The organism is Paenibacillus sp. FSL F4-0097 (assembly GCF_038593125.1).
Taxonomy (GTDB): domain Bacteria; phylum Bacillota; class Bacilli; order Paenibacillales; family Paenibacillaceae; genus Paenibacillus_AQ; species Paenibacillus_AQ odorifer.
The window spans coordinates 1,970,138-1,997,135 of the sequence record NZ_CP151965.1 but is presented as its reverse complement, the minus strand read 5'-3'; the positions used below and the strand labels follow the sequence as shown (position 1 = coordinate 1,997,135).

Here is a 26,998-nt window from a genome sequence, read left to right as displayed (position 1 = left end):
CAAATTTCTCTTTAGCTAATCACTTGTGACTCAGAGAAGATTTTCATTAAGTATAAGACTAACGCAAAAATAAGACTTCCCGCAGGAAGTCTTATTCAAACTGCTTAATGATTAGCTAAGAAATGAACGTAGCATCCATTGGTGTTTCTCCAGATCACTACGGATTTTAATGAACATATCTGAGGTTGGCTGATCCTTGGTTTCTTCGGCAAGCTCGATGCCTTCTGTCAGCTCTTCAGAGATGGTGGCGAAGTCTTCAATCAGAGACTGAACCATTCCCCGTGTATCTTCCTTACCTGTAGCTTCTTGAATTGTAGCTAATTCCAAATATTCTTTCAATGTTGCTGCCGGACTACCTTTGATGGTTAGCAAGCGTTCTGCTACTTCATCCATGTGAAGGGTTACTTCATTATATAATTCCTCAAATTTCACATGAAGGGAGAAAAACTGTTCTCCTTTGACGTACCAATGAAAGTTATGAATTTTTACGTACAGGACATTTAAGTTAGCAACCTGACGATTCATGATCTGTTCCAGTGAAGTTGTATTTACTTTATTCGATGCTTTAGCCATGAGATGATCCCTACCTTATCCATTATATTTACCGGTTACTATTTCCTTCGTCCGGTAGTAACTTGTCTATTCTTAATTTACCCTTTTACCTGTAATACGAAACAAGGAGAAGCCTTCCATAACCCCTTTATTTGTACTAGCATGAGCAAAGACACACCCGATTATGCTTAAATGTGAATACTTGCACACAAACAAAAAGGGCCTAAGCCCCGTTTGTTTGGAATTGTTAAATTTTCCGGTCAGACCATAAGAAGTAACGCTTCCGCACCCGTCATACCTGGTACGATGCCAAGACTCTCTGCTTCTATCGTTACAGACTCCAACGGGGCAGCTAAAAGCTGGGCAAGTGTCCGTACACCCACCGCACGAGCCGCGATGATATGCCGATCACTAAGTGTTTCATTAAGGAGACCGACATCCAGTGCACCGCACATAATATAACCTCGGTTCGTGCTGATGGAGAGCAGTGTAGTTTTGGGAAGCTTAACCTCTACCCCGATCAGCGTATGTTCACCTACTGTAATAGGCTCCATAGTAACCAATAGCAGCACCTCCTTTTTTTCACTATCCACGTTGTATATGTATGCTAATTTTCCTGTGGGTGTGCTGACGGTAGTCCTATGCCTAGTATAAAATGCAGTATAATAGTCCCTATTCCAGTAGTCCTGGGTATATGAATATTGCATGTTTAATGTTATAGTTAATTACATTCCTGTAACCATTCAGAGATGTTCTAAACGAAAAGCTGGGGGATTTATGGACGAGAAACTACAACGCACAGACGGCAATTATTTATTTAACGTCGACATCCTGATTAATGCCCGTACCAACCCGCTTGCACTGCAATTTCTGCTCGAAATGTTGAACAATAATGACCATATCACAGATTTCAACATTAACTCCGGTCTTGAATTAGGGAGAACCATTGACAGCTTGCTACGCTCCGCTAAACTAGCTTTGAATCAAAACTCTGCTCCTCCCATTTCATTAAAGCTGCCTCCAAAATCCACAAAGAAGCAGCTGGATACACCGATAAAAAAACAGGCAGAAACGCCTGCACAGCAAACGGCAATTGAAACGCCAGCTGATGCATACGGGAAGATTCGTCAGTATATTCAGAATAATCAATTGGTACGTTTACGAGCGAACCGGTACGGGAAACAAGTGTCCATGCCCTGTCGTATTTTAAACTTTGATGAAGCAGCCAACTCTATAAGTGTCTACCATGTGGATGAGAAGCAGGTGTACAGCTTTAATCTAAATGAAATCGACGAGTTTCTGTAAGCGCATGCGTTACAAGCAAATAAGCACCCTCCCTCTTTGGGAATAGGTGCTTATTGGTCTTTCTTTTCCTAACAACTAAGACGACGTTTTACGTGAAAATCCTTCTATCGCAAGGCATAACCAGCCAATTATAAAGCATACCCCACCGATAGGTGTAATCGCTCCTAGCACCTTAATTCCGGAGATACTCAGAACATACAAACTGCCAGAGAACAAAATGGTACCTGCAATTAACAATCGACCCGCCCAACGTAATCGGGCACTTTCGCCCCATTGGCCCACAGCCAGTGCGATGAGAATTACCCCCAGCGCATGTACCAAGTGATACTGCACGCCAGTCTCATATACCTTCATATAGTCTTCACTGATAACTGGTTTTAGTAGATGGGCACCGAAAGCACCAATTCCTACTGCCAGCATTGCTAGCACAGCCCCCCAGGCCATAAATTTCCGTTGCAAATGATTACACCCCCTTAATTTTAGACTCATTCTATCATAACGTAATGCCAGCTCCTATTTCCAGCAGTCATTTTTTAATTTGCCTCATTCAGGGGTTGCTTTTTTAGCATCAATATGAAAAAGTGGATATTAACAACATTTTCATTCTAATCTCTCAAGGAGTGCAAACCATGGACTTAAATTCTCTGTCAAAATCAGACGTACCTGCGGCAGAGGTAGGAAATCCCAGCCCTCATCCGGATTACCCAAGCGCTGATTTATCGTCTACGCATCAAAAAGTAGAACATGATCTTCAACATTCTGGACCTGGTATTGCTTCATTCATTATCTGTCTCGTGTCGATCATCGGCTACGCAGCCATCTTTATCTCTATTATAATGAAGTCTTCTTCATTGGTTAATGAGAATTCCGAACTATTAAGCCAGTCCTCGCAATTCATAATGCTTCTAGGATTAACGGTTATTATTCTGGCTGCTCTTAATGTAATCGGTGTAGTCATCGGCATCATTGGGCTTTCCATTCGGAAACGGCGCAAGGTGTTTGGCATTATTGGTACGATTGTTAATGGTGTTATTATCTTACTCTTTATGCTGCTTATTACAACCTTCCTAGTCAATGCTGGAACGCTTTAAGCTTATTTTAAACATGTTAACTTCATTAAAAAGGGTATCCCAACAACTTTGAGCTGTTGTGGGGATACCCTCATTTTATGTATGAAGCTAAAATCTGCATCGGGGAGTCCTCATCGTCATCCGCGGCTTGCGGACTCAGATGACGTTATTTACGGATTTTCGCCCTTTGGAGCAGAGTTTCGGACCCCAGTGACGCTATTGCATCGAAAAAGGATCCTAGTGGGCGCTTTTCATGGCAATAGCTGCGATGGGGTCCGATAGTAATTCAAATATCGGAAAAAGCTGCGTTTAAGGGCCGCTGGGTCCGATGATACTAATACCTATGGTACTAATTCCGATGATGCTAATTCCGATAATGCTAATTCCGATAATGCTAATTCCGATAATGCTGGATCCTATCCCTCATCCGCGGCTTGCGGACTCAGATGGCGTTATTTACGTTTTTTACGCCTTTGGAGCACAGTTTCGGACCCCAGTGACGCTATTGCATCGAAAAAGGATCCTATTGGGCGCTTTTCATGGCAATAGCTGCGATGGGGTCCGATAGTAATTCAAATATCGGAAAAAGCTGCGTATAAGGGCCGCTGGGTCCGATGATGCTGAGTCCAATATAGGGGCTACCAGTTCCGTTAGTGGGGCTGCTAGATCCATAGTGGTGCTGCTAGATCCATAGAGATGCAGCTAGCTATGCGTACTGTGATCGACCAAACAAAGTTTAGTGTTTTGAGCAAGAACTATGCTTAAAAAATACGAGGGCGTCCCAGCAACCACTATATGATTGCTGAGACACCCTCTATTAATTTGCAAATCAATACATTCAATTATTTTGCTAGAGCCAGCTTTGTCAGCACACGCTGCTTGACGGACGGATCGCCCTCCACTGCTTTTTCGACATATTCAATAACTACGGAATCATCCGAATTCAAAGTGTCAAGTATGCTCTCCATTCCAGCTGAAATCTCAAAAGCGGTTGGACCTTCTTTTGTCGCAATCTCAACGGAATGACTATCAATTTGTCCGATATAAACGGCTGTCATTTTTATTGTTTTACCTTCAGCTTTTGGAGTAGAACTAGGTTTAGCTGTGCTCGGATTTTCGGTTGGTGTGGCTGTACTTGGGTTCTCAGTGGGTACGGGAGTGCTTGGAGCTTCTGTAGGCTCAGCAGTGCTTGCGCTCTCGGTTGGTGTTGGAGAAGGTGTTGCAGTCGGTTCTCCTGAAGTCTGTGCCGAATTATTCCCACCGCAAGCGGTTAAGGCAAATGTTAAGGCAGCAATCGCTGCTATGGCGGGTAATGAACGTTGTTTTTTCATGTTGAGTGCCTCCTCTATGTGGCGATTATTTTCAAAGTCATCTTCATAAGTATACTCCTATAACGTTAACCACTCTATGAAAGTTTCATATGAAGTAATTTTAGATAACTTCCAGCTTCTATTAGGCATCCGTCGGATGCAGGCTACAGCGGTATTAATACAATAGTGTGAGCCTGATTTATCCCAAAGGAGTGAGCCCCTTGAGAATCGATATCGGCTGTGGATCTAATAAGGAAGCAGGTTATCTCGGGATCGATCGGATCGCGGGTCCTGATGTAGATATTGTCTGTGACATTTGCCAAGAGATTCCTCTCCCTGACAATAGTGCTGAGTTTGTTATGGCTAGCCGTGTACTGCCTTATGTGGACAATTTATTCGCAGCCCTGTCGGAAATTCACAGAATTAGCATCCATAAAGCAGTTGTTTGCATCCTAGCACCCTATGCCCACAGCTTTGCCCATATGTCCAACCCTGCCTTCAAGCAGAAGTTTGACGAATATACCCCCCGGCATTTTACAGGATCCTTCTTCCAGCCTCCATCCGGTCCAGTTTGCCCAGCTATTCCAGACTACCCTGTACCCGCACCACCCTTCGATTATCGGTTGCTGCGGATGGAGTTATTCTATCAGCATCCTTATGAAGATCCGCTTTACGAAACTGAAGAACTAGAAATACTAAAGACCCTTCAAGCAAATGTAGTGCATGAAATCATGTACCATTTTGTCGTAGTCAAGCACAATATCAACGATCAGGAGTTAGAGCTGATGAGCAGAAGCCATTATCCTGAACCTCATGTTCTTGTCGAACGAAGACTTAAATCACAAAACAGACATTTTTTTCTATAATTTTAAGATGGGACATACACTAATACCCATTTTGTGTCATAGGCTAACATACAGGTATTAACTGTGCCATCCTAGTTATAGGACGGCACACTTTTGATCAAAACCAACCTCGAAGGAGGTGAGAATCATCCCACTAGTCGTACGGGCAACGATCAATGCGACCGGTGCTATCACATTTACCGGCAACACGCTTGGACTTAGCCGCTCCGATACGATCGGAGTGCCAGGGACACTAGACAGCATCGGTGGCTTTACTACTGTTAATACTTCATCAACATTTGGTACCTATCCTAGCGGAACTACTAGTCTTTATACAAGCAACAGTTCAGCAGCCATACTGGTCCTACCCTCAGGCAGTACCGTACTGTATGCGGAGCTAATCTGGGGCGGTACCTATATTAACGGAAATGTAAACCTTAGTTCGGCCATTAACAACCCTGTCTCCTTCATAACCCCTGCCGGCACTACATTCAGTGTTACTCCTGATTCAGCAACGAGCAACGTAGTCGATTTGGGAGGTGGTGCATCAGCATATGTTCGTTCCGCCAACGTGACCAGCATTATCCAACAAGGCGGTGCCGGCACCTACACCACTGGCGGTGTAGTGGGTACGATTGTTATCCCTAGTGATTCTACAGCCAACCATGCGGGCTGGACGCTGGGTGTAATCTACCAAAATACAGCCTTACCTTTTCGCAATATGTCCCTTCGGGCAGGTGCAATACTTGTACAGGCAAACTCAGCTCCGGTATCCACTACAATAACTGGATTTGCCACACCCATTACTGGTGCGCTTGGCGGCAGAGCGTTATTCAGCGCGCAGGAGGGGGATGCCAACCGTTCGGGGGATCAGGCATTATTTGGTCCAACCTCTGCTACACTTGTTGCTTTATCGGGACCTAATAACTTTGCCAACAACTTTTTTGCATCGCAGATTAACAATGATGCAGGTAACCTAAACACAACGGGTACCTTTGGAAACCGCAACCAAATAAACGGAAATCCAGGAACCAACATTATCGGTGGTCGCCAAGGCTGGGATATTACCAATGTTGACGTCTCCGCACGGCTGATAAACAATCAATCTTCAGCCGTATTACAATTAACCACCTCAGGCGATGCTTATGTACTCAACGGTAATGCCATACAGGTTGATATCAATGCTCCAAAAATAAACCTCACTAAAAGCGCTAATGTAGCCGGCCCCATAGTCGGTGATACGGTAACTTATACGGTGACTGTCAGTAATACAGGAACAGCGGGAGCAGCAAGTGTCGTTTTATCAGATGCGCTGCCGGCAGGATCCACTTTTGTAACTGGAAGCGTAGTTGTTGCTGGTGTCTCCAGACCTACTTTTGATATTACAGCAGGAATCTCACTAGGCTCATTAGCTTTAAGCAGTTCAATAACTGTTACATATCAAGCCAAAGTCACTTCATTACCACCAAGTCCGCAAAATATCGCTAATACCGCTAATGCTGCCTTTACATTTCAAAGTGTAGCCGGAGGCCCTATCATGACCGGGGTCATTCCATCTAATACAGTAACCTTACCTGTATATTCACCCGTCCTTAACATTGTGAAATCAGCCAGTACTACCAATGCTACGGTTGGAGATCAGATCACCTATACCCTTCAAATCACTAACACAGGAAATATCGGCGCGGTAACAACACTTACTGATAATATTCCTTCAGGCAGCTCTTATGTCGCAGGTAGCTTCACCGTCAATGGAAATCCTATCGCCGGTAACCCTGCCACAGGGATTGCTATCGGTACGGTTGCCGCCGGTGGCAGTTCTACTGTTCAATTTCGGGTCATCGTGAATAGCCTACCTTCTCCGCCACAGCTGGTCGACCAAGCAAGCGCCGCTTATACGTTTCAAGTTCCAGATGGGCGAACAGTAGCTGGATCTGCCTCGTCCAACATTTTGTCTATTCCAGTTAGAACACCTAATGTTACCGTAGTCAAAAGCGCTGGATTCGCCGACGTAACTGTCGGAGATATACTACTCTACACCTCTGTAATCAGCAACAACGGAATTGCAGCAATTACCAACGTGTCACTCTCAGATACCATCCCTGCGGGTACATCGCTGGTCCCCGGAAGTGTCACTGTCGCCGGTGTATCGCAACCCTCAGCTAATCCTGGAACAGGGATTTCTGTCGGTACCATCGCTCCAGGAAGCTCCGTCGCAGTCACTTTTCAAGTCAACGTTATCTCATTACCAAGTACCGCTCAGCTATTGAATAAATCTAGTGCCTCTTTTAGCTCGGGTGCTTTTACTGGCATTTCAGTCTCAAACACGACGACAACTCCCGTGTATCAGCCTGTAATCCAAATTGCAAAAAGCTCGAACGTTTCCAGTGCAACTGTAGGCGGCAATATTCTTTATACGTTAAATGTGCAGAATTCTGGAAATATCGGGGCGGCTGTAACCCTGAGCGACAATATTCCTTCAGGAAGCACCTTTGTCTCGGGAAGTGTAACTGTTAACGGTGTTGCTAGACCTGCTGACTCTCCACTTACAGGAATTAACTTAGGTACTTTAGCTTCAGGGGCAGCTGTTCCTGTGACCTTCCTTGTCTCTGTGCAATCTCTGCCTGCTCCACCTGTTCTGAATAACCAAGGCAGCAGCAATTACACCTACCAACTGCCAAGTGGAAGATCATTCTCCGGGACCAGTCTATCCAATACCCTAACCATTCCGGTCTCCGCTCCAAACATTACACTAACCAAAACTGCAAATCTAACTAATATAGCAGTTGGAGAAAATCTGACTTATTCAGTCGTAGTGTCCAACCCAAGCAGCGTCACTGTCACTAACGTTGTTGTCTCTGACCCTATTCCTACGGGGGGAGCATTTGTAGCAGGCAGTGTGACTGTCAACGGTTCGACGGTAGCAGCGGCTAACCCAAGTACAGGTATAGCAATCGGAAGTATCGCCGCGGGCAGCTCTGTCACGGTGTCTTTTAGAGTGAATGTTGCTTTCTTGCCAAGTCCAGCACAGTTTACAAACAGAGCCAGCGCCTCCTTCACCTCTGGAGCGTTTACCGGTTCTTCGCTCTCAAACACGATAGTAACACCTGTATTTCAGCCCATCCTTAGTATGGTCAAAAGTGCCAATGCAGCACAGGCATCTGTAGGGGGATCTCTCTCATACTCCATCCTGATCAGCAACACCGGGAATATTGCAGCTACTCTATTAGTAACTGATATCCTGCCACCCCAAGCCGTGTTTGACACGAATAGTGTAATTATTGGAGGAACGCCTTTGCCCGGATATAATCCGGCAACTGGCATTCCAGTAGGACCGCTCGCTCCAGGTGACAGTGTCACCGTAAGTTTTCTGGTCACGATCACAGCACTGCCTCCATCACAAGTATTGCTGAACTCTGCTTCAGCGACATATAATTTCACCCTTCCAGACGGGCGTCAGCTCGGTGGAAATGTAGTGTCCAATACGCTCTCTGTCCCAGTGTCTGCCCCTAACGTCAGTGTTGTAAAAAGCGTAAACGCTGCTACTGCTGTTACTGGTGATATCCTTACCTTTACCTCTGTATTGACCAACAACAGTATTGCAACAGTAAGCAATATCATTCTCAGCGATCCTCTGCCTGAGAATGTAGCTTTCATTCCCGGAACCGTAATTGTAAGTGGCACTCCCCTGCCGCTAGCAGTTCCGTCCGCCGGCATTCCAATCGGTAGTTTGAGCCCTGGCGCCACAGCTACCGTAACATTCGAGGTGAGGATAACAATGCCGATACCATCACAGATTAACAATCAGTCGTCTGTCAGTTTTACATCCGGTGTATTCTCCGGTTCTTCTTCATCTAATATCACAACTACACCAGTTATTCAGCCCCAAATCTCCTTATTAAAAAGTGCCGCTGATGGAGACGGCGATTTCGATGCTTTAGTTGTCGGTGATTCTGTCATCTACACAGTGCTTGTTAGCAACACAGGTAATCTGGCTGCAAATCTTACGCTAACTGATAACATTCCAGCAGGTACAGTTTTTGTTCCTAATAGTGTCATTGTAGGTGGCATGCCTCAACCCGGATCAGCCCCTGATACAGGGATAGCTGTAGGAAATGTCGCTCCTGGTGCCAGTATTGCAGTCAGCTTCACCGTTGATATCATCTCCCTGCCAACACCTCAGCAGATTAGTAATCAGGCTTCTGCAAGCTTTACCTTTACTCCGCCTGACGGTAGACCGTTATCTGGGACTGCGGTGTCTAACACTGTAACTTTACAAGTCTCTGCTCCTAACATTGTCGTTACCAAGAGCACTACTTCAACATCAGTTGCTGTTGGTGAAACGGTCACTTACAACGTCAATATAACTAATAATGGTATAGAATCTGTTACTAGCGTCTTACTCAATGATCCTACACCGGTAGGGAGTACTTTTGTAACAGGCAGCGTGTCTGTCAACGGAGTTCCATTCCCGAACTTGAATCCTGCTTCGGGGATATCTATCGGTACTCTAGCAGCTGGTGCATCAGCGCTGGTTACCTACAGTGTTACTGTTATCTCCGTCCCTCCTACAGCTTCACTCATCAATCAGGCATCCGTTACCTTCACTTCAGGCGTTATTTCAAGCTCCACTTTTTCTAATACTGTTACAGTCCCTGTGTTCCAGCCGAACATTGCCGTAGTCAAGAGTGCTAGTACAGCCAATGCCACGGTTGGCGATTCCGTTAGCTACACACTGACAGTGAGTAACACAGGAAACTATGCTGCTAATTTAACACTGACGGATAATATTCCCGCAGGTACCACTTTCGTTCCGAATAGTGTGCTCATCAACGGCCTCCCTTTAGCGCAAGCGGATCCTTCCACCGGAATTGCAGCTGGAATAATACAGCCTGGAGGAACGACCGTAGTCATTTTCACGGTTGACATCACTTCATTGCCTAGTCCTCAGCAACTGGTCAATCAAGGAACCGCAGCATACAGCTTCACCTTACCCGACGGACGTACACTTAATGGGTCTGCACTCTCTAACACCGTCACTATTCCGGTCTCCTCACCTAATATTGCTGTAGTTAAAACTACAACCACAACATCAACTACAGTCGGTGACACTATTACTTATTCCATAGCTTTAACTAATAACGGGATTGCCACTGTAAATAATGTGGTCTTCACAGACGCCCTTCCTGCCGGCACCACCTTTGTGACAGGCAGCGTGCTTGTGGACGGTGTGCCTCGCACAGGAGTTAGCCCAGCTATTGGAGTGACCCTAGGCAGCATAGCACCCGGTGTAACCGTAACTGTTGCTTTTACCGTAAATGTAGTTTCACTGCCGCCTACTGGATTGTTAAATAATCAGTCAACAGTCAGCTTCACCTCAGGTGTTGTCTCAAATGTAGCCTTCTCAAATATCGTCACGACGCCTGTCTATCTGCCTATCCTTGCAGCAGCAAAAAGCTCCAATTCAGTCAATGCTACCGTTGGGGATACGATTACTTATACTATAAATGTGACCAACACAGGTAACTACGGAGCTTTAGCAACCCTGAGTGACACCATTCCAGCGGGTACAACGTTTATTCCAAACAGTGTACTCATTCAAGGCGCTCCTGCTCCAGGAGCAGACCCAGCTGCCGGGATCTCACTGGGGGTAATCTCCGCGAATGGAAGCCTGTCTGTAATGTTCTCAGTGCTTATCACAACATTGCCGGCAAGCCAACAGCTGCTCAATCAAGCTTCCGTCGCGTTTGCATACACACTTCCAGATGGACGGACATTTAACAATTCGATCAATTCCAATACAACAACAATCTCAGTATCCTCACCGAACGTTATCGTCACTAAATCTTCGACAGCTACCGATGCCGTTGTTGGGGATACCATCACTTATAACTTCACTGTTACCAACAGCGGAATAGCAAATATCAGTAACGTTAACCTCAGTGATCCAATACCTGCAGGCTCTAGCTTTGTCGCTGGCAGTGTGACCGTAGATGGCACTCCACGCCCTAGCGCCAACCCAGCGAACGGGATCTCGCTCGGTACACTTGCACCGGGAGCATCTTTCCAAGTCTCGTTCAACACGATTGTCAATGTGCTTCCTAATCCTGCAACGCTTAGTAATCAGGCTTCCGTCAGTTTCACCTCCGGCGCATTCTCAGGATCTTCTTTCTCAAATACACTTGTTATTCTGGTATATCAACCTATCATTGTAGTTGTCAAAGGGGCGGACAGAACCGCCGCAACTGTCGGAGATACGATTACTTACTCCTTAAATGTGACGAATACTGGTAACCTCATAGCAAATGTAGTTATTACCGATACCATTCCGAACGGAGCTGTCTTTGTTCCAAACAGCGTGCTCGTGAATGGGGTACCACAACCAGGATCAGATCCATCTACTGGCTTAAGCATTGGGGCGGTAGCTCCGGGAAGTACAGTAACAGTAACGATTACCTTACAGGTTACTATTGCGTCCCTGCCTTCACCGCAGCAGTTGGTCAATCAAGCTACAGCAAATTTCACATTCACACCGCCAGATGGACGTTCACTCACGGGCTCCTCTGTCTCAAACGTCCTCATTATCCCTGTATCTTCTCCGGACGTAAGTGTGGTTAAGAGCACTACTTCTATTGATGCGGTTGTTGGCGATATCATTACCTATACGATAGTTGTCACCAACTTAGGGATTTCACCAGTCAATAACGTCATCATGGTTGACCCTATTCCAGCTGGCAGCCAGTTCGTAACGGGAAGTATTACCGTAGATGGAGCCCCTCGTCCTAGTGGCAGTCCGGCTTCGGGAATCGTAATTGGTACAATTGCTGCAGGTGCTTCTTCAACCATTACCTTCCAGGTTCAGGTAGTAGCGTTATGATTCCCGGCTCACGTACCCAACCTGTCGTAACCAATCAATCCATGGTACTCTTCAATTCGGCAGCGGGTGTTGACGGAATTGTCTATTCCAATACCGTTAACACCCCGGTCGTGGGCCCCGTGCTTTCATTGCTGAAGAGTACAGATAAACTCCACGCCTCTTTAGGCGACACTTTGGTGTATACCATTACAGCCAGTAATAATGGAAATACAGATGCTTTTTTGACGGTGTTTGACATTCTTCCAGAAGGTGTATCCTTTATTTCCAACAGTGTGCTCAGAGACGGTGTGCCTCTTCCGGGGGCTACACCGTCTTCAGGCATCCCCCTTGGTTCTATTGCACCGCAGAGTCAAGTGAGCATCGCCTTTCAAGTCGTCATCATTTCCCTGCCGTCTTCCCTAGTGCTGCAAAATAAAGCGCTAGGCCGTTTTTCTTTTTCCACTCCGGAGGGAAGAACCGTTAAGGGTGAGCTTGCGTCTAACTCTGTACTGGTTTCTTTACGCTCCTACCAGCTCTCGACCTCCTTGTCTGCAAGTACTCCGACTTCTTTTATAGGGGATGTAGTCACTTACACCTTGCGGCTTACAAATGAAGGCAACAGCCTTTTAACTCAAATCAACGCAATAATTTCTATTCCGGACGGGGCCGTGTTTATACCGGGGAGTGTCATTGCAGGTGGGATTTATTACCCAGAATCGGACCCGGAGCAGGGGATATTACTCGGTTCGCTGGACACAGACCTAAGCGTTGATATTACTTTTCGTGTCCGAGTAACAGAGTTTTCTCCCTCGTTGGCCTTAACCAACAACGCGGTTGTCACCTATTCAGTCGATGAGCATACAATTATGACCGAAAGTAACACTGCGGTTGTCTCACTTGTCCAAGCGGGGGTCAACATTAGTAAAAAAGTGGATCATGTTACAGCAGCTCCGGGCGATAATTTGAGATATGAGCTTACGGTAACGAACAACGGGAATCTGGCTGTAAATGCAGTCCTAACAGATGCTATACCTTCAGGTACTCTTTTCGTATGGGATAGTGTTCTCTTAAATGGAGTGTTGCAAAAAGGTGCACGACCAGCGGAAGGCATCCAGTTAGGTACTTTAAGAGGCGGAACTACAGCAGTTGTAGTATTTCAAGTGAGTATACCTGCAGCCATTAACATTCATGAAATCGCAGCCGTACAAAACCATGGTAGTGTTCAGTATACCTTTGTGCTTCCAGACGGACGGACCGTACGACAAACCTCTCGTTCCAATACAGTTACCACCTTAGTAGTCACACCTGTCATTTCACTCGTAGTCCATGCAAAACCAACTATTGTAGAAGCAGGAGAGCGAGTCCAATGCTGGATCTCACTAACCAATAGCGGAAATTGGCCTGCGGAAATATCTCTGAATCGGCTAACCCCGGAAAAATGTTTTCTTGATCCCAACAGCATTGTGATTGATGGAGTTCCGAATCCACAATCTTCATTTGCCGGCACCTTGCCGCTGGGGGTAGTTAATGCTGCATCTATGGTTAACATTCATTATTTTGTCCAGGTAAGTGAACAGGTAATGGGTCGTTTCCTTAAGGGCTCCGTGAATGCTCAATACTCTTTCAATATGGATGGACGTGACTACTCTGGCGAAAGTCAATCTAACAGTTATGTGCTGACCGTAGATGAGATCAGTGAATAAGAAATCACATATCCCTCATCCCCATGAATATACTTTAGTTACAACCCCAAAACATCCCCACAAGGTGAGGCTTTGCTCTCTATGCGTACTCAGGTACTTTGCGGGGGATCCAAATATATGCTTTGCAAAAGATTTCTTCAATCAACATTCATATTCCATGGGAGGTGGTCATCCTGTCGCAATCATCCGGTCCCTTTTCCTTCGTAGTCTCAAAAGAAGATTGGTCCCTTCATCGTAAAGGTCATCAGGATCAGGAACGCCATCAGCAAAAGGTCAGAGAAGCCATCAAGGATAATTTGCCTGACCTCGTTACCGAAGAGAATATTATTTTGTCAGGCGGTAAGCAGATTGTGAAGGTTCCGATTCGCAGTCTGGATGAATACCGGATTATTTATAACTTCCGTAAACAGAAGCATGTAGGACAGGGGGACGGAGAAAGCCAGGTCGGAGATGTGCTTGGGCGCGATTCACAATCGGCACAGCCAGGCAAAGGAGAAAAAGCAGGCGATCAGCCCGGTCAAGACACCGTGGAAGCAGAGGTCAATCTGGAAGACCTGGAGGACATTCTATTTCAGGATATGGAATTACCACATTTGAAGCCTAAGAATAAGGAAGAGATCGAGGTCAAATCCATTATTTTTAACGATATTCGTAAAAAAGGGATGATGTCCAACATCGATAAAAAACGTACGCTGCTGGAGAATCTTCGGCGCAATGCAAGCAGCGGCAATCCCGGCATCCACAGTATCAGCCCAGATGATCTGCGCTACAAAACATGGGATGATATTAGAACCCCTCATTCCAATGCGGTCATTATTGCCATGATGGATACGTCAGGTTCGATGGGTTCATTTGAAAAATACTGCGCCCGCAGCTTCTTCTTCTGGATGACCCGTTTTCTGCGCCGCCAGTATGAGAAGGTAGAGATTGTCTTTCTCGCCCACCATACGGAGGCTAAGGAAGTCAGTGAGCATGATTTCTTCACCCGTGGCGAAAGCGGGGGAACGATTTGTTCCTCGGCATATCAGCGAGCGATTGAAATTATCGATAGCCGCTACCCGCCTGCGCAGTACAATATTTATCCATTTCACTTCTCCGATGGTGATAATCTCACCTCCGACAACGAACGTTGCGTGAAGCTGATCGGAGAACTGCTGAAACGAAGCAATATGTTCGGCTACGGTGAGGTGAACCAATACAATCGAAGCAGTACCTTGATGTCAGCTTATCGCCATCTGAAACATGAACAATTCATGCATTACGTCATTAAAGACAAAAAAGAAGTGTATCAGGCGCTGAAGACCTTCTTTAGTCCAAAGGGTACGGTTAATTCTTAATCCCCCACTCCAAAACGCGGGTATCCCAAAAGCCAAAAATGGCTGATGGGACATCCGCGTTTTTGGCGTTGCTCCTTCTTGAACAAAACAACAAACTTCGTAAATTGCGTCATCTAAGGCGAATCGCTTCATCTGGGTCCGTAAGATCGAGGGATGGACGAATAGCGTCACCTGGGTCCGTAAGATCAAGGGATGCGCAGAGTAGTATATTAGGGCAACTGAGGGATTACTGGGGGATCGGCGCTTTCGGACACAGATGACCTTATAAGTAGCTTTAGCGCACATTTGGATTGCTATCGGACCCCATAGCTGCTATAGGCATGAAAAACACCAAAAACGAACCTCATTCTGAGCAATAGCTGCACTGGGGTCCGATAATACGCTCCAAAGGCGATAAATTGCTAAATAGCGTCATCTAGGTCCGCAAGTATCGGGGGATGGGCAAATAGCGTCATCTGGGTCCGAAAGTACCGGGGGATGGACGAATAGCGTCATATGGGACCGCAAGTATCGGGGATGGGCAAATTGCTCATCTGAGTCCGTAAATATCATAGAATGTAGGGCAACTGTGTGGGATTACTGTAGCGCTCGGCGCTACGGTATAGATTAAAAAATAAGCCAGTGAAATTAAACTAACTTTCTTTTTTCAGTTACATAATAACTCCTACTATACACCTAATTTCACAATTTGGATCGGCACCGATAAACTTGTACTCCCCACCCATGTCAGCTTGTTATCGTAAGCTATGACTGCTGTTTTGTTTTTCCCCGCTTAGATTTCCACCATGCAAATAACCTCCAATCTCAAACTCTGGAATGCGGAGGTTATTTATAGTTAAAAAGCTTTCAACGCTACAGCCTAATGAACCTTCTCTCTATCCTTGCCTTTATCAGACTCACCAGCATTTTTGTTCGCTGCTTCCCGGTCCTGCATCATCTCATCCACCGTCTTCACCTTCAGGCGAGCAGCGCCCTCGTTGTTAGCGTTCGTTGGGATAAGCTCTCCTGAAGCCAAACGTTCCTTGGCCCTAGCAATAGCTTCGCTGTATTGAGGCAGCCACTGTTCCCCTGCGACGAGCATCTCATCGACCATCTGCCAGATTTCTTTTGGATTACATACAGCACCAACGAGTGGGTCCATCATAAATGCCTGACGCAACAGCTTATCATCGCCGTGTACAGCTGCTTCAACCGCCAGACGTTGCACTGAAATGCTCACGTTACATACGGCGGCAGGCCCAAGCGGCAATTCACCTACCAATGGCATGGAGATCCCGTTCCGGTCTACATATCCCGGTGCTTCGATAATGGCGTCCTCTGGTAAATTAGAGATTACGCCATTGTTCACTGTATTAAAGTGCCCCCGGTACACTCGTCCCGTTTCCAATCCTTCTATAATATAAGAGCCGTGCTCTTCCCCGCGATTCTCCTTCGTATACTCCAATGCCGGGTCTTTCATCCAGTTTGGAAAATCGGTCTCGAACCAATTCCGACCTTCCGTGCAGACACGCAGATAACCGCCTGTTTCTCCGTTAATCCAGCTCCCCAGATCGATCCAATCCATAATTTCATCACTGCGTTTACGATACCATGGCACGTACTCACTTAAGTGTCCATTGGATTCTGTACTATAGTATCCAAAGCGACGAAGCATATCGATGCGCACTTTTTCCGTACGGCTGAATTCCGGATGTTTCTCAAAAGCCTCTAAAAGACCTTCGGTCAGATCCTTCCCCTCATGACTTGCTGAAATATACCAGGTCTGGTGATTGATGCCCGCACAGATAATATCAACTTCGGATTTCTTAAGCCCATACACATCCGCAATTTGTTGGTGCCCATGCTGTACACCATGACATAGACCGATGGTCCGAACACCACCATATTTATTGCAGGCCCAGGTCAGCATAGCCATCGGGTTCGAATAGTTAAGCAAAAGCACATCCGGTGCTGCCATCTCCCTAATATCACGGCAAATATTCAGCATCTCCGCAATTCCGCGTTGCCCGTACATGATACCTCCCGCACACAGAGTATCTCCCACACACTGATCGACTCCGTATTTTAAGGGAATGTCCACATCCGTAGCAAAGGCTTCAAGCCCACCCATCCGAATAGTACAAAATACGTACTTAGCATCCTTCAGTGCTTCTCTGCGATCCGTTGTCGCCTGAATTTGTATATTTAAACCATTCTCCTTAATATCACGCTGGCATAGCTCCGTGACCATCTCCAGATTGTGGCTGTTAATATCCATAAATGAGACTTCGATATTTTTAAATTCCGGTACAGTTAGTAAGTCCCGCAACAATCCACGGGTAAATCCAATGCTGCCTGCCCCTATAAAAGACACTTTAAATGACATGGTTATCATCCTCCGGTAATGAATTGGTTGTTCCTGTCCATTGTAGCAAGGGACCTGAGGAAAGCGTAACCAATATCATGACCTCTTTTGAAAGAAGGTGTCAAAAATCCTAACCTATCTACTAAAAATCATGCTCTTCATAACTCCAGGCGTGACGCTCAATGGAATTGCGGAATTCTACAGGCGTGCAATCGGCGTATTTTTTAAAAAGAAGGTGAAAATATTGCCTGCTGCTAATTCCTACGTAATCTGCAATTTCAGCAATCGGGATGTCGCTCTGCCCAAGCAGCATCTTCGCCTTCTCCATTCGCAGCATATTCAAGTAATCGCTGAGTGTCCGACCCGTATGGCTCTTAAAAATTCGATGCAAATATCCGGGATGCAGATTTACTGCGGCAGCGATGTCCTTAACCTGAATGTTCTGGTCATAGTTCTGATGCAGAAATTCGATGCTCCGGCGCACATAAAGCTGCGAGGGCTGTTGGCTGGTATGAAGCTGCTCTTGCCGAAGTCTGGATAATCGCAACAGAAGCTCACAAAATAATAAATCAACCATACTTCCCCCCTTCCCGCCGCTCTGATCAAGCTCTAACACAAGTCCCTTTAGAACATGATAGATTTCCTCCGGATCAGGCATTACTAAACTGGAAAAAGGAAGCTGCAGCATTTCTGCGAGCGCCGTTTCTTCACGGGCTAGCTTGCCGACAGAGGGTGCAACCCCTCTATATTCCATGAAGCCAAATTCCACATTTAGCATCCGACAAGGTGCCCCCTCTTCAACAATCAGCCTATGCGGAACATTCGCGTCTAGGATGATCAATTCTCCCCGCTTCAGCCGAACTCTCTCTTCTCCTCCTGAGCTTGGACGGACATCTACGATACAACTTCCTGAGATCAAATACATGATTTCCGTTGAATTATGCTGATGGTAAGACATATTGTAGTTATTCCACTGTTTATAATAGTAAGCAAAAAAATGAGGACTATAATCTCCCTCGATTAAAACCTGCTGAAAAAGACTCCCGCTGGGGCTCAGATTTAAGTTCGTCAATGGATCACTACTTTCTTCATTTATTACTTAATACAAGTGTATCTCTTTAGCCACTTCGAAGACAAGATAACGTCCGATAGCAATCAAATCAACAAAAACGAGCAACTCTCCATTATATTGGAAAATTGCCCGTCTCTATTAGAATAATATTGTCATACTTGAAAAGAAACCAAAGAGTGCTTAAGATCGGCTGCCAAGCCCTCCAGCTTTTCCGATAGGGCAACCAATTCCTCACTAACCGTGAATTGCTGAGATGACATAGAAGCTACCTCCTCCGTCGAAGCAGTGGTTTGCTGGACGATGGAGCTTACGCTGGCCATGGATTCACCGAGTTGACGCTGGAACTCAATCAGTTCGAGGACAGAAGCAGAAGATTCACTAATATGTTTCATGAAATGTTCCATTTCCTCTTTGACACTCGCGAATATCGTTGACGACTCTCTTACAGAAGAGATTTGTTCACGGAACTTAGGAGCGGCTTCATTGATATCCTTAACGGTGTTCTCGATATGTAGACCAATCTCTTCCGTGATCTTGGAGACCGATTGAATCGATTCATTCGACTGGTTAGCGAGCTGCCTGATTTCATCAGCAATCACTATGAACCCTCTACCTGCCGCACCTGCTCTAACTGCTTCTATGGTAGCATTTAGTGCCAAAATATTGGTCTGCTTATTCACAGCAATCATAGGGCTGAGTATACTGCGAATTAAATGAGTGCTTTCTCTGAGCTTAGTAGAATTATCTTGAATTCGATTGATCACCTCTACCGTAGACTCACTCTGCTCTACCAGCAGCTTCATCAGCTCTGTACCTTGATTGCTAACCTCAATGACCCGTTCTGCTGAATGGTCCATCACTGTATTTATTTCCGTCACTTCACTCATTTTGTTGCCGATAATCTCAACATTGTGATAACTGCGTTCGGCTTCAACAGCGAGGCTGGCTGACCCCGCTGCAATCTCACCGGTAGCGGTCGCAACCTCTCTGGCATGGAGGGAGATTGTACTTGATGCTTGTACTAATTGTTCCGAAGTAAGGAGGACCTCATCTGCCGAATTCCCGCTCTGCCTTGCAAGTAAGGAGATCTGCTCCATCATTTTGTTGAAGCTTTGACCCAAGCGGCCAATCTCATCTTTGCCCTTGAAATTGGTTCGTACCTGTAGGTTCCCACGCTCTCCTTCCTCCATCAAGATTGCCAGCTTACCCAGCGGGCGCCCTACCAATCGAACAAGAATATAACCAATTAGCAGTGCTATTAAGGCTGCCGCCAGCACCACAGAAAATGTGATATATAAAAGCTTGTCCGCAGACTTAGTAAAATCACTGACAGGAGCATACCCCATAAGCATCCACTTGGCAGTCGCCAGGGGCTGGTATACAACAAGCTGAGAACTTCCGTTCTCATCCTCCGCTGTAAATGAATGATTTTGCTCTTTCCCTTGTTCTTCTGAAACTTTTATGTAAGAGGATTGACCCAGCTTGGCATGATCCGCACCATACACAATGCTGCCATCCGCACTCAAGATACGAATTTCACCGGTCATCCCAATCTGAAGGTTAGACAGCATTTCAGTCATGGCCTTCCCTTTCACTTCGATTAGCATGTAATACTCCGCTTCGGGATGTAAAAGATTACGTAGCAATCTCCCCATAGTTAAGGATGGCTCAGTATAAGCATCAAAAAAGCCTTTCTCACGAACGGGAAACCAGACTGGCTCTCCTTTAGCTGCGGCAATTTGCTCTAATCTTGCGGAAATGCCTTCATCACTACGAATCCCACTTATGCCAGCAGACTTATAAGATTCTGAGTCTACCAAGCTCTTGGATACCAGCCTGACGCCATACATCCGCTCATCAGACCCTTTTACCAAGTCCAGCTTTCTGCGAATCCGATCTTCAGCACCGGCTTTGTCCACAGTTGTAAGCTCGCCACTATTTATTTTTTCTAAATCACCCTTTAACACAGAGTCGAGTGCAAACTGCCTTGATAGTGCCTCATACTCTGCCAGCACAAAATCCAGCTTGTCCGCTGCCTGAACTACAGATTGTGTGGAGGCTGCAGCAACCTCATTCGTAATGATATTTTTAGCGGCAAAATAGGAAGTCAATCCTAGCACGGAGGATAAGAGAACTATAGAACTAAATAAAATAACGAACAGTTTAACTCCAACAGATTTAAAATATAGAGTCCAGGACTTTTTCATTAAGTTCACTCCCCGTGACGAAATAAGGGTACAGCCCTCCATTTCTGTATAAAGGCTGTACCCTGATCATTTATTAGCATGAAGCGAGCGAATGGGTTTACCCCTTACTAGCTCCTGCTGTCAAGCCATCTACTAGCAGACGTTGCAAGAATACAAACAAAATCATAATTGGAATGGAGATCAAAACCGCACCCGCAGAGAACAAGGTAAAGTTCGTGTTTTGGTTCGTGTTAACCATATCCCACATTCCGACTGCGACCGTCCAGTTCTCCTTCGTCCGCAAAATAAGTCTGGCGAAAATGAAATCCACCCAAGGACCAACAAACTGAGTCAGCGCCATGTAAGTGATCATAGGACGTGACAAGGGTAAGATGATCCGCATAAATATCCCGAAATTACTCGCCCCATCTATTCGAGCCGCCTCATCCAAAGAACGAGGAATCGTATCCAGGAACCCTTTAGCGATAAAGGTCCCACCCAGCGGTGCCCCCGCCGCATAAACGATAATTAACGCAATATGTGTATCCAGCAAATTAAACTCTTTAAGCAGCATATAAATAGCGATCATACTCATAAAACCAGGGAACATACCAAGAATCAATACGGTGGATAACGCTGTTTTACGCGCTTTAAACCGGAATCTGGATACGGCATAACTGGTTAACAAAGTAAGAACTACCCCGATAAGCATCGAGAACACAGCTATTTTCAAGGTATTGGCATACCAAGTCCCAAACATATAGCTGGGTGATGTGAACAATTCTCTGTAATGTGATAAAGTGAATTGCTCGGGAATAAACGTTTTGCTGTACAATGATTTACCAGGTCGGAAGGAAGCTAAGAGAATCCAAAGGGCAGGATAGAGTGCAGCTATCGACAAAGCAATCAAGATAATATAACTACCTGCTAAGCGAATAATGTTCGCGATTTTTCTGCTCATTGGATCATATCCTCCTCTTTAAATGACTTCGTCCGGCGGTAATTGTACAGGGAGAATGAAGCGACAATGATAAAGATAATAATCCCTATTGCCGAAGCCATGTTGTTTTTATTCTGATCAAGCGTTAATTTGTATAACCAGGTTACTAGCAAGTCCGTAGAACCGGCATATTGATAGTCACCATTTACCGGACTACCCCCAGTTAATAGGAAGATTGCGTTAAAGTTGTTGATGTTACCTGCAAACTGCGTAATCAAGGTTGGTGCTGTGGAGAATAATACCATCGGCAACGTTACGATACGGAACTTCTGATAACCCGATGCTCCATCCACCTCAGCAGCTTCATACATATCCCGTGGGATAGTAGTCAGAACGCCCATGATAAGCAGCATAGAAACAGGAATACCTACCCACATATTAACGATAATTACGGTAACCTTAGCCCAGAATGGGTCAGTCAGCCACGGTAATCCATCCAATCCAAAATACCCCATGTATTGATTGATAGGCCCGAATTGACCGTTAAATAAGTTGCGCATGAGCAGAAGCGAGATTAACTGTGGCACCGCGTAAGGCACAATCAGAATTACTCTCCACATTCCTTTGAAGCGAATGCCCTTCTGACTCACCAGCAAAGCGACCAACAGTCCTCCGAAGTATGTAGTAATGGTTGAAAGAACTGCCCATATAATTGTCCATGTTAATACACCATAAAAAGTGTGGCTCCATGTCTTAAGGACCAATAAATTACGAAAGGTCTGAAATCCAACCCAGTCCACCAATTTGGCGGGTGGAAGATGATCAGGTGCGGAATAGTTCGTAAAGGCCAACAGGATCATGAAGATAATAGGCATAATAGTAAAGAATAGAACACCGATACCCGGCAAGACTAGAAACGCTTGAGCAAACTTGTAATCCAGGATATAACGAACACTTTGTTTAAAAGTGTTTGCCTGAAGACCGTTATCACGTTTTTCTCCAATCTTGTAAGCATCTCTGATATTCAAATACCACGCGATAATCAATAGAATAAGAATAAGGATGGTGATCAAGCTTTGGATCATAATATAAATCGAGTGATCACCGGTAACCATCTTGGCGATCCCCTTCACTTTAACCAGACGACTCGGATTCTCTCCTAGTGTTACAATGCCCCATAAGGAGTTGGCAAGATTCTCAATAAAATAAAAAACGGCTACAGCTTCTACGGCTAAATATAATATTCCTTTAACGAATTGGCGGTTATATATTTGTCCCAATCCCATAAAAATCGTCGACAGTATTGCGGCCCTCGTGCGATGTCGTTGCATTTCGCTTCCGTTCTCCTCTCCGAGTGAAAATAAGAAGCTGCCAGCCGCTAAACATGCGGCGGGCAGCTTGATTCACTGTATGCTGTTAAGACAGTGAATTATGATCCTTATTGAGATGCACTGTTATTCAAATCTTTGATTTGTTGTACAGCTTTGTCCATTGCTGCTTTTGGATCCCCATTTTTATCCCAAATTTCTGGAAGGGCAGCATTTACTGGACTCCATACGTTACCCATTTCAGGGATAGAAGGCATCGGTTGGGAGTTCTTAGCTTGTTCTGCAAAAACGGACACATAAGGATCGCTAGAGATCTGTGGATCAAGAAGCGCCTCGTTGTTTGTAGGAACCGAACCAATCGTTTTGTTCAGTAACAGCTGAGCGTCTTTGCTTGAAGCAAAATTCGCATACAATTTAGCAGCATTCGGATATTGAGTAAACGAGTTAACTGCGAAAATTTTAATACCAGAGAATGTAATTGCTGTTTTGCCATTCACTGTAGGGATTGGAGCAATACCAAGGTTGTCACCAAGAGCTTCTTTGTATCCTCCAAGCTCCCATGGACCTGTGATATCCATAGCTACATCACCAGAGTTGAACAAGCTGCGTTTGATATCACTGTTGATATCACCACTCTTAATTGGCAATGCTTCCTTCAATTTCACAAATTCTTTAAGTCCTGCAATTGCGCCATCGTTAGCAAGACCGATATCATCTTTATCCGTACCATCCTTACCGAAGAGGTATCCGCCATCGGATGCGATAAACATGTAGTTGAAGTACACGTTTCCTACTTCCCACATAATTCCATATCTATTTTTCGATTTATCCGTGAATGTTTTGCTGAATGCAAGAACATCATCGAATGATTTAGGTGCTTCTTTAACAAGCGATTTATTGTAGAACAATGCATAAGTTTCTGCTGCTCTTGGGTAACCATACAATTCGCCTTCGTACGAAGATCCGATAATCGAAGCTTCAGTATTGTTAGCTTTTGTTTCTTCACCGAAGACATCGTTAGGAAGAACCAAGCTCGCGCTTGCCGCTTTACCTAAGTTATCGTGAGGGATAAGAATAACGTCTGCCGCTAATCCTGAAGGACCATCTTGAGTAAGCTTAGTTACTTGATCCGGGGGTGCCAATTCTTCAACCTTGACTGGAACGTTATATTTTGCTGTGAACTGTTTAGCAATCTCATCTGCAAAAGGTCTTTCTTCTTTACTTTCCCATACCACTAGAGTTGCGCCATCTTCAGGTACGATTTCATCTGTTACTGCTGCATCTGTGCTCTCTGGCGCTGCAGTCTCTGTAGTAGCGTTGTTAGTAGCTTTTGCTGCGTTGTTGCCCCCGTTATTCGTACTGTTGTTGTTCGAACCGCATGCTGTAACGGACAGAGCCATTGAGAAAGCTGCGGTGATAACCATCATTTTTTTCAATTTCATTACTTTAACCCCTCCCAATTTTTAAAAACGTAAGATGGAAAATAGTAGTGCTGCAATCTGCGCAAACGATTTCAGAAAGGCTAAAAAAAAAGTTCTTCTTTTAGCTTGCTCCTTCTGTATCTGCATTTCACAGGTACGAAAGCGCTTCATTCATGAGTACATCATACAACAGTAACGATTGTTTTTAAAAACGTTTGCATATACTGTATTGGGTCATTTTCCATTAATTGATATACATTATAGGCATATATCTCCATTTTTCACATGATATCTTTTAATTAGTCGATAATTCATGTGTTTAATATTGGAATATCTATTTTATTTGCCCCTAATATGCCACATTTTCTCTATTTCAAGAGATTTCTCATAAATTAACGTTCACAATGCTCGTTTACTTTAGTGAAATTTAGTGCAATGGTTTGAACAAGAGTATTGAAAGCCCTTTTATTCCATGCTATAATCCAAAACGTTAAGAGGCTGTCCAGCATGAAGCACAACATCTCTTGTCTGCCTCCTGTTCTATACAATTAAAAGGCAATGTTACTTATCAAAGGTACAACCTCGGGCAAGCTATTTCGCGGTGGCTGTGCCTCTTTGTTATGTGCTACTCTGCTACTGATTTAGTGCATGTTGCATAAAAAACTGTGCAACCAATAACAATAGCGACATTCTACATTCCACGCGCTCTGTGGAGTATCGTCCGGGAATAGTTTATGCTTTCGATGCGGTTTTGCCGAAGTGTCCGAGGAAGTAGCGCTAACAAAACTTAGCCTATGCTTTCGATGTGGTTTTGCCGAAGTGTTCGAGGAAGTAACGCTAACAAAACTTTAGGAGGATTTATCATGTTACTGGAAGCAGTGTATCATCGTCCGCGGTTAAATTGGTCTTATGCCTATAATGAAAGTACGATTCACCTGCGTCTGCGCGCTAAAAAAGGGGATTTAACCGAAGTGTTCGCCTTTGCTGGAGATAAATACGCTTGGGATACCACAAAAGAACTAATTCCCATGACCCTCTTCACCTCCGATGCTATGTTTGACTATTGGGAATGTGCTTCAGTACCTCTCTACCGCCGCTTGAAATACGGCTTCTTACTTCAAAAAGATAACGAACGAATTTGGATGACCGAAAGTGACTTTCAAACGGTGCGGCCGGAAAACCCAAACAAGCTGTTCGAATTCCCCTTCATTAACCGCGTTGATGTATTTGCTCCGCCTGCCTGGGTAAAGGACGCTGTTTTTTATCAGATCTTCCCAGAACGCTTTGCAAATGGTGACCCGAGCCTTGATCCGGAAAATGTTCAGCCATGGGGCTCCGAACCAACACCAACCAATTTTTTTGGCGGCGACCTGCAAGGGGTTATTGATCATTTAGATCATCTTAACGAGCTTGGGATCACTGCTATTTATTTCACACCTATCTTTGATGCAACTACTAATCACAAATACGATACAGAAGACTATATGAAAGTCGATCCGCATTTTGGAGATATTGAGACTTTAAAAAAGCTCGTCGATAGCTGCCATAAACGTGGGATTCGTGTCCTGCTAGATGCCGTATTCAATCATTCTGGCAGAACCTTTGCCCCTTTTGTGGATGTTCAAGAAAAAGGAGAGGCTTCCGCCTTTAAAGATTGGTTCCATATTCGCAAGTTTCCACTTCAAATTGAAAACGGTGTCCCTACTTATGACACCTTTGCTTTTGAACCGCTAATGCCAAAGCTAAACACAGAACATCCTGAAGTTAAACAATACTTACTGAAAGTCGCAGAATACTGGATCAAAGAAGTTGGGATCGATGGCTGGCGTCTGGACGTTGCCAATGAAGTGGATCATGATTTCTGGCGGGAATTCCGCAAGGTGGTTAAACGTGCTAATCCTGAGGCTTACATATTGGGAGAAATCTGGCATGAATCTGCACCTTGGCTAGAAGGCGATAAATTTGATGCCGTTATGAACTATCCTTTCACTGACGCTGTCCTTGACTTCTTTGTGCATGGCACTCTTGATGCTGAAGAATTCGCTAATTCCATTGGCAAACAGTTATCGCGCTATCCGCTGCAGGCAAGTGAAGTTGCTTTTAATCTGCTGGACAGCCACGATACTCCACGACTGCTTACGCTGGCTGCTGGAGACAAAAACAAGATGCGATTAGCAGCACTGTTCCAATTCACCTTTATGGGCACTCCCTGCATCTATTACGGTGACGAGATCGGCATGGACGGTGAAGGTGACCCTGGTTGCCGCAAATGCATGGAGTGGAACCCTGAAAAGCAGGATCGTGAGCTCTTCGAGTTCTATCGTCAGCTTATTCAAATACGCAACGATCACCCTGCTCTCCGCACAGGTACATTTACCTTCCTTGAGGCAGGACAACAAGGCAGCAAGCTAGCCTATGAGCGCCGGCTGGATCTGCAGACAATTGTCGTACTAATCAACAGTGAAGAGACCGCTCAGACCTTCCGTATTGACGTAGACGAGCGGGATTGGGAGAACTTGTTTACAGGCGAAACACTGCGCACAGAACGCAGCAAGCTGAACGTGAAGATGCCAGCCTATGGATTCGCAATCCTAAAGGCAATCATCTAAAAGACTTCTTTTCTTCCCACTGCTCAGCCATATAGCATAACAAAACAGGGTATCTCGCAAGCGATAATCGCTTCGGGATACCCTGTTTTCTTTTGGAGAATACTAAAATGCTAACCGCTG

17 protein-coding genes are annotated in these 26,998 nt (G+C 45.1%); 7 read left to right on the top strand and 10 right to left on the bottom strand.

All coding sequences use genetic code 11. From position 1 onward, the window contains the following. Positions 1–111 precede the first annotated feature (111 nt). Both MHH86_RS08595 and MHH86_RS08590 read right to left on the bottom strand, forming a co-directional pair. Positions 112–573, bottom strand: coding sequence for a Dps family protein (locus MHH86_RS08595; RefSeq protein ID WP_036684350.1), 462 nt, complete (start codon positions 571–573; stop codon positions 112–114). A gap of 239 nt (positions 574–812) precedes the next feature. Continuing rightward, on the bottom strand, positions 813–1,115 hold the full coding sequence (locus MHH86_RS08590; protein ID WP_036684352.1) for a DUF1805 domain-containing protein: 303 nt from the start codon (positions 1,113–1,115) through the stop codon (positions 813–815). A gap of 214 nt (positions 1,116–1,329) precedes the next feature. Here MHH86_RS08590 and MHH86_RS08585 point away from each other — a divergent pair, with 214 nt between their 5' ends. After that, entirely contained in the window at positions 1,330–1,857 is a 528-nt protein-coding gene (locus MHH86_RS08585) for a hypothetical protein (RefSeq protein WP_036684355.1), read from the top strand. A gap of 75 nt (positions 1,858–1,932) precedes the next feature. Here MHH86_RS08585 and MHH86_RS08580 read toward each other — a convergent pair whose 3' ends face one another. Further along, entirely contained in the window at positions 1,933–2,316 is a 384-nt protein-coding gene (locus MHH86_RS08580) for a DUF423 domain-containing protein (protein ID WP_036684358.1), read from the bottom strand. A gap of 170 nt (positions 2,317–2,486) precedes the next feature. Between MHH86_RS08580 and MHH86_RS08575 the strand changes: the two genes are divergently transcribed. Continuing rightward, positions 2,487–2,948 carry a hypothetical protein gene (locus tag MHH86_RS08575; RefSeq protein ID WP_051491333.1) on the top strand — a complete coding sequence of 154 codons (462 nt, stop codon included), beginning with the start codon at positions 2,487–2,489 and terminating at the stop codon, positions 2,946–2,948. Between the two features lie 821 nt (positions 2,949–3,769). On the opposite strand, the gene MHH86_RS08570 is transcribed toward MHH86_RS08575, so the two are convergent. Continuing rightward, a complete protein-coding gene (locus tag MHH86_RS08570; protein ID WP_036684361.1) occupies positions 3,770–4,258 on the bottom strand; it encodes a hypothetical protein in 489 nt (162 codons plus the stop codon). Between the two features lie 200 nt (positions 4,259–4,458). On the opposite strand from MHH86_RS08570, the gene MHH86_RS08565 reads away from it, so the two are divergent. The 4 genes from MHH86_RS08565 (at position 4,459) to yhbH (ending at position 14,978) form a co-directional block, all read left to right on the top strand. Further along, positions 4,459–5,103: a methyltransferase domain-containing protein gene (locus MHH86_RS08565; protein ID WP_051491334.1), complete on the top strand. Its 645-nt coding sequence runs from the start codon at positions 4,459–4,461 to the stop codon at positions 5,101–5,103. A gap of 118 nt (positions 5,104–5,221) precedes the next feature. Further along, entirely contained in the window at positions 5,222–11,959 is a 6,738-nt protein-coding gene (locus MHH86_RS08560; protein WP_143758716.1) for a DUF11 domain-containing protein, read from the top strand. Then, a complete protein-coding gene (locus MHH86_RS08555; RefSeq protein ID WP_076316673.1) occupies positions 11,956–13,641 on the top strand; it encodes a DUF11 domain-containing protein in 1,686 nt (561 codons plus the stop codon). The genes MHH86_RS08560 and MHH86_RS08555 overlap by 4 nt, the downstream gene beginning before the upstream one ends. A gap of 173 nt (positions 13,642–13,814) precedes the next feature. Further along, positions 13,815–14,978, top strand: coding sequence for a sporulation protein YhbH (gene yhbH, locus MHH86_RS08550; RefSeq protein WP_036684553.1), 1,164 nt, complete (start codon positions 13,815–13,817; stop codon positions 14,976–14,978). 859 nt (positions 14,979–15,837) lie between these two features. Here yhbH and MHH86_RS08545 read toward each other — a convergent pair. From MHH86_RS08545 to MHH86_RS08520, 6 genes are all read right to left on the bottom strand, one after another. Next, entirely contained in the window at positions 15,838–17,343 is a 1,506-nt protein-coding gene (locus tag MHH86_RS08545; protein ID WP_038569578.1) for an alpha-glucosidase/alpha-galactosidase, read from the bottom strand. Between the two features lie 121 nt (positions 17,344–17,464). Next, a complete protein-coding gene (locus MHH86_RS08540) occupies positions 17,465–18,394 on the bottom strand; it encodes an AraC family transcriptional regulator (RefSeq protein ID WP_094903395.1) in 930 nt (309 codons plus the stop codon). Positions 18,395–18,546: 152 nt separating this feature from the next. After that, the gene (locus tag MHH86_RS08535; RefSeq protein WP_051491335.1) at positions 18,547–20,601 is read right to left on the bottom strand and encodes a methyl-accepting chemotaxis protein; all 2,055 of its coding nucleotides are present in this window, start codon (positions 20,599–20,601) and stop codon (positions 18,547–18,549) included. Between the two features lie 97 nt (positions 20,602–20,698). Continuing rightward, complete coding sequence (locus tag MHH86_RS08530) at positions 20,699–21,541, bottom strand: sugar ABC transporter permease (RefSeq protein WP_342479687.1); 843 nt, start codon at positions 21,539–21,541, stop codon at positions 20,699–20,701. Further along, positions 21,538–22,851, bottom strand: a complete 1,314-nt coding sequence (locus tag MHH86_RS08525; protein WP_036684375.1) for a sugar ABC transporter permease — start codon at positions 22,849–22,851, stop codon at positions 21,538–21,540. The genes MHH86_RS08530 and MHH86_RS08525 overlap by 4 nt, the downstream gene beginning before the upstream one ends. A gap of 107 nt (positions 22,852–22,958) precedes the next feature. Next, complete coding sequence (locus tag MHH86_RS08520; protein ID WP_036684378.1) at positions 22,959–24,290, bottom strand: maltose ABC transporter substrate-binding protein; 1,332 nt, start codon at positions 24,288–24,290, stop codon at positions 22,959–22,961. Between the two features lie 842 nt (positions 24,291–25,132). On the opposite strand from MHH86_RS08520, the gene MHH86_RS08515 reads away from it, so the two are divergent. Further along, complete coding sequence (locus tag MHH86_RS08515) at positions 25,133–26,878, top strand: alpha-glycosidase (protein WP_036684381.1); 1,746 nt, start codon at positions 25,133–25,135, stop codon at positions 26,876–26,878. Positions 26,879–26,998: the final 120 nt, after the last annotated feature.